The sequence below is a fragment of the Parvibacter caecicola genome, from assembly GCF_003725335.1.
Lineage (GTDB): Bacteria > Actinomycetota > Coriobacteriia > Coriobacteriales > Eggerthellaceae > Parvibacter > Parvibacter caecicola.
In genome coordinates this window covers 1-4,746 of the sequence record NZ_QIBY01000034.1, presented here as the reverse complement: position 1 = coordinate 4,746, position 4,746 = coordinate 1, and the positions used below count along the sequence as shown (strand labels likewise).

Below are 4,746 nucleotides of genomic sequence, written 5' to 3'. Positions count from 1 at the left end.
CAGCCCTCCGCGGCCCCGTTCCCGCGGCGGCCCCGCTTTCCGTCCCGGCCCTGTTTCTCTCCGGCGCCTCGTTCCCGCTGCGCCCCACTCTCGCATCCCCGGCCCGTACAAAACCGTCGATTCCGCGCAAGTCCATACCCTCGGTGCGCAAAACTGACGGTTTTGTACGCTCTCGCGGGTGTTTTACGTTGCTGCGTAAGGGTGAGCCGTTCGCATCGAATTCCTGAACTGGGAAAACGCGCGGTTCATCCCGGCCTGTCGCTCGATGCCGTACAAAACCGTCTTTTTTGCGCAGCCGGCCCGTACAAAACCGTCGATTCCGCGCAAGTCCATACCCTCCGTGCACAAAACTGACGGTTTTGTACGCGTGGCGGCTCAAGGTTGCAACCACGGTGGGCGCAGGGGTCGAATGCGCAGCAACTGTGGTAAGCATCGGGGGAAGCGGTGCTGCGATTATGGTTGTTGTCGGAGTCGGCCGTGCGGCAACTATGGTAGGCGCCGGGGAGGGGAGCCGTGCGGCAACTCTGGCGGGCGCGGGGGTAGAGCCGTGCGGCAACTGTGGTGGCACCGGGGTAGGGCCGTGCGGCAACTATGATGGATGGCGGGATTGGCGGTGCTGCGGCTATGGCGACCGTGCCGATCGGCGGTGCTGCGGCCGCGGGGATCCTCTTGGGCGGCATCACATCAGCTGTTTTGGGGCCGCCAATCGGTCGTGCGGCAACTATGATGGTTATCTCAAAAAAGAATAGTGTAGTAGCTACATTGAACTAGTTAAATATGATAATGTGGCAATCATACAGAATCCGGCCGATTCTACTAACTGTTGGAATCCCATCTGACATGCCGCGAAACGGCACGCCGGATTCGCCCATGGGGGATGGGGAAGGGGAGTTCGAAGGCGCCGGGAAGCGCGTCAGACTCCTGCCAAACAAAGGAGGGGAAATGACTCAAGCGACCAGCTCGAAGAGCGGGATCACTCGCAGAGGTTTTCTCAAGACCACAGGCGCCGCAGCGGGAATTGCCGCCTGTGCGGGGGTTGCCGGCACGGGTATTGCCGTGGCCGACGCTTTCAATGACAGCGACCGGGCCGAGGGCGGCGAAGAGATTTTCAGCGTAATGTGCCGCTCGAACTGCATGGGCTCTTGCCGGTGGCTGGCCCATGTGAAAGACGGCAAAGTGGTGAAGCTGGAGCCGGGCGATTATCCCAACGACGGATACCGCGGCGGCTGCCTGAAGGGCGCATCCTACATCGAGCGCATCTACAGCCCCACCCGCATTAAGCAGCCGATGCGCCGGGTATCCGGCAGCGAGCGCGGTGCTGGCGAGTGGGAGGCCATCAGCTGGGATGAGGCTATTCAGGATGCCGCCGAGCATATCAAGGCCGCCATGGACCAATATGGACCGAAGTCGGTAGTGTTCGACTGCGCTTCTGGCCAGTATGGCTACTTCAACGGCGTGTATGGCCAGTTCACGCGCTTGGCCGGCGTTATGGGCGCCACCAAGACTGCCGTGTGCTACGACTACGCAGCCGGCTACGGCATCAATCGCGTGTTGGGCACCGGCGACTGGGCCTACTGCAACGAGCCCAACTCCGTGCTGGATTCCTCGATGGTGGTGGTGTGGGGCACCAACCCCGTGTTCACCGCGCCCCAGAACTGGCGCTGGATTCAGTGGGCCAAGGAAAACGGCACCAAGGTGATCACCATCGATCCCATCAAGTCTGCCACAGCCCATCGCTCCGACGAGTGGATCTGCGTTCGCCCTGGCTACGATGGTTACTTGGCTCTTGCCATGGCGAACTACCTGATTGAGAATGATCTTCAGAACACCGAGTACATCATGGGCTCTTCTACCGGCCCCTTCCTGGTGAAGGAGGACGGCACTCAGCTGAGCACCATGAACTGGCCGGCCGAGGCCGCAGCCACCTATGCCGCCACCGTTGAGGCGGTTACAGCGGAGTATGGCCCGCAAGGGGCTACGGTGCTGGGGGTTGCTCTGGCCTCCATTCCCGTGGGCTACTACGTCTGGGACAACGCGGTGGGCGCCCCGGTGCTGGCCGATGAAGCGGTGGATCCGGCGCTGGAGGGCTCCTTCACCACAGCGGATGGCGTGAAAGTGACCACTGCTTACAGCTTGTTGAAAGAGCGCCTCTCCCAGTACAGCATCGCCGAGGCTTCGCGTCTCACCGGCGTGCCCGAGCAACGCATCACCGATCTGGCCACCTCTTTTGCCACTGAGCGCGCGCTTTCCGTGAACATCACCTACGGCCTTGACCATTACGTGAACGGCTACCAGAACACCTGGGCTGTGGCGGTGCTGATGGCGCTGGCCGGCCAGCTGGGCCGCGATGGCGCCGGTTTCACCGGTGTGTTCACCCAAACCTACACCCCGGCGCTCACCACCTATTGGTTCTACACGCCGGAGTTCAAGGAGTACAACGCCAATGTGCCCAACGTGCGCCTGGCGGAGATGTTCGAGACCCAGAAGCTGGAAGGTGTGGATTATCCCACCAAAGTGCTGGTGTCTTATTGCCACAACCCCATGAGCAATCTCACCGGCCAGAACGAGTGGATCAACAAGGTGCTGCCCAATATGGATTACTGGGTGGTGCTGGACATGGAGATGAACGACTCCGCCCGTTACGCTGACCTGGTGCTGCCGGTGGCTTCCTGGTACGAGAAGGAAGATTTGCGCACGGCCTATAACAACCCTTACATGACGCTGAGCGAGAAGGCCATCGAGCCTTTGTACGACACGAAGTCCGACCTGGACATCGTGGGCATGTTGGGCCGGGCGCTGGGCTATGCCGCGTCTTTCCCCGAGGAAACCTGGAACAACACCTCCTATTGGATGGCGTTGCTGTTCTCCGATGAGATTTCCCAGGCCAGCGGTTATTCCGAAGAGCGCCTGCGCACCGAGAAGGTCATCAACTTCACCGGGCAGGAAGAGGGCGTGCCGTGGATTCGCGGCAAGAGCGCTCCGTGGCCCACGAAATCCGGTCGCGTGCAGCTGTACTACGAAAACGTGGCGCCGCGTTTGGCTTATGGCCAGGACCTCGCCGCCCGCGATCCCGAAGAGCACATCGTGTACTTCCAAGAGCCGGACGAGGTGGGCATCGACAACCCGCTAGCCGAGAAGTACCCGCTGGTGTACCTGCAGGAGCACTCCCGCTTCCGTATCCACACCCAGTGGTTCGAGACGCCGGTGCTGCGCGAGCTCGACCCTGAGCCGCAAGGCAAGGTGAACGCCATCGACGCCGAGGCGCGCGGCGTGGTGGACGGCGACTACATCGAGGTGTTCAACGACCGCGGCCATGCGGTGGTGAAGTGCCTGATCGACGAGTCCATTGCCCCTGGCATCATTTCCATCCCGAAGGGTTGGCAGCGCGACCAGTTCAAGGCCGGTTGCTACCAAGAGATGACCAACCCCAAGACCGACAAGTACGCCGATTCCATTGCGCCCTATGACACGCGCGTTGACTTCAAGAAATGGGAGGGCCAGTAATGCGTTACGGATTTGCCATTGACACTCAGCGCTGCATCGGCTGCCACACCTGCGCGGTGGGCTGCCGCATGGAGAACAATCTGCCGCAGGGTACCTGGTGGAACCGCATCCTCACCGATGGCGGCGAAAATATGGACACCCCGGCTGGTGTGTTCCCCGATATCACCATGTCCTATGTGCCGGTAGCTTGCCAGCACTGCGAAAACCCCGCCTGCGTGAAGGTGTGCCCGGTGGGTGCCACCTACACCGATCCCGAGACCGGCGTTGTGCGCCAGGACTACGACAAGTGCATTGGCTGCCGCATGTGCGTGGCCGCCTGCCCCTACACCGGCGTGCGCAGCTTCAACTGGGAAGAGCCCAAGTACACCATCGACTTCGCCATTGGTAGCGCCGATGTGCCGGCCCACCAGAAGCATGTGGTGGAGAAGTGTACCATGTGCTGGCATCGCCTGGCCGATGGGGAAGAGCCGGCGTGCATTCGCCTGTGCCCCGAGCGCGCTCGTTTCTGGGGCGATTTAGATGATCCGAACAGCGAGGTGGCAAAGGTAATCGCTTCTCGCGAGTACAAACAGCTGCTGCCGGAGAAGGGCACCAAGCCCTCCGTGTACTACCTGGTGTAGTTTCGGTTCCGATGGCCTGGCGGCCATCGGAAGCACCCGGCGCGCTCCCCCCCCCCTCCCGCACGGGCCGCAACAGGCCCTTCGTAGGGCAGAGATTCTATCTCTGCCTGGGCCCCGCGGGGTATGGGCCCCGCGGGGCCTGGATGATTCGCAACTCTTCTTAAGGAGAAACTTATGTCTGATACAACTGCGGCGGTTGCCGCGAAGGCTCCTGCCAAAAAGGGCGGTGCGGGGCTGAACATTGCCATCGGCGTGTCGGCCGTGGTCACCGCCATCGGCATCGCCCTCTGGGCCGTGCAGATCTCCGGCGGCATGGTGCAGACCGCCATGCGCAACCTCGATTCCTGGGGCCTCTACATCACCTCCTTCATGTTCTTCGTGGGCCTCTCGGCCGGCGGCCTGATCATCTCGTCGGTGCCCAAGGCCTTCGGGCTCAAGGGCTTCGGCGGCATCTCCAAGGTGGCCGTGATGACCTCCATCGCCGCCACCGTGGCCGCCATCGGCCTCGTCGTGGTGGACATGGGCCAGCCCTTCCGGGTGTGGGAGCTGTTCGTCTACTCCAACCTGGGGTCGCCGCTCATGTGGGACATCATCGTGCTCATGGTGTACCTGATCCTCTCCT

The 4,746-nt window shown here is 61.9% G+C and carries 3 protein-coding genes; all 3 read left to right on the top strand.

Annotated features, from left to right (window positions below; all coding sequences use genetic code 11):
* Window positions 1-942: 942 nt before the first annotated feature.
* Window positions 943-3,504 carry a molybdopterin-containing oxidoreductase family protein gene (locus tag DMP11_RS09990; protein ID WP_161555368.1) on the top strand — a complete coding sequence of 854 codons (2,562 nt, stop codon included), beginning with the start codon at window positions 943-945 and terminating at the stop codon, window positions 3,502-3,504.
* Window positions 3,504-4,124: a 4Fe-4S dicluster domain-containing protein gene (locus DMP11_RS09985; RefSeq protein ID WP_123186338.1), complete on the top strand. Its 621-nt coding sequence runs from the start codon at window positions 3,504-3,506 to the stop codon at window positions 4,122-4,124. The genes DMP11_RS09990 and DMP11_RS09985 overlap by 1 nt, the downstream gene beginning before the upstream one ends.
* Before the next feature lie 174 nt (window positions 4,125-4,298).
* A partial coding sequence (nrfD, locus tag DMP11_RS09980; RefSeq protein WP_161555367.1) for an NrfD/PsrC family molybdoenzyme membrane anchor subunit occupies window positions 4,299-4,746 on the top strand: 448 nt, incomplete at its 3' end.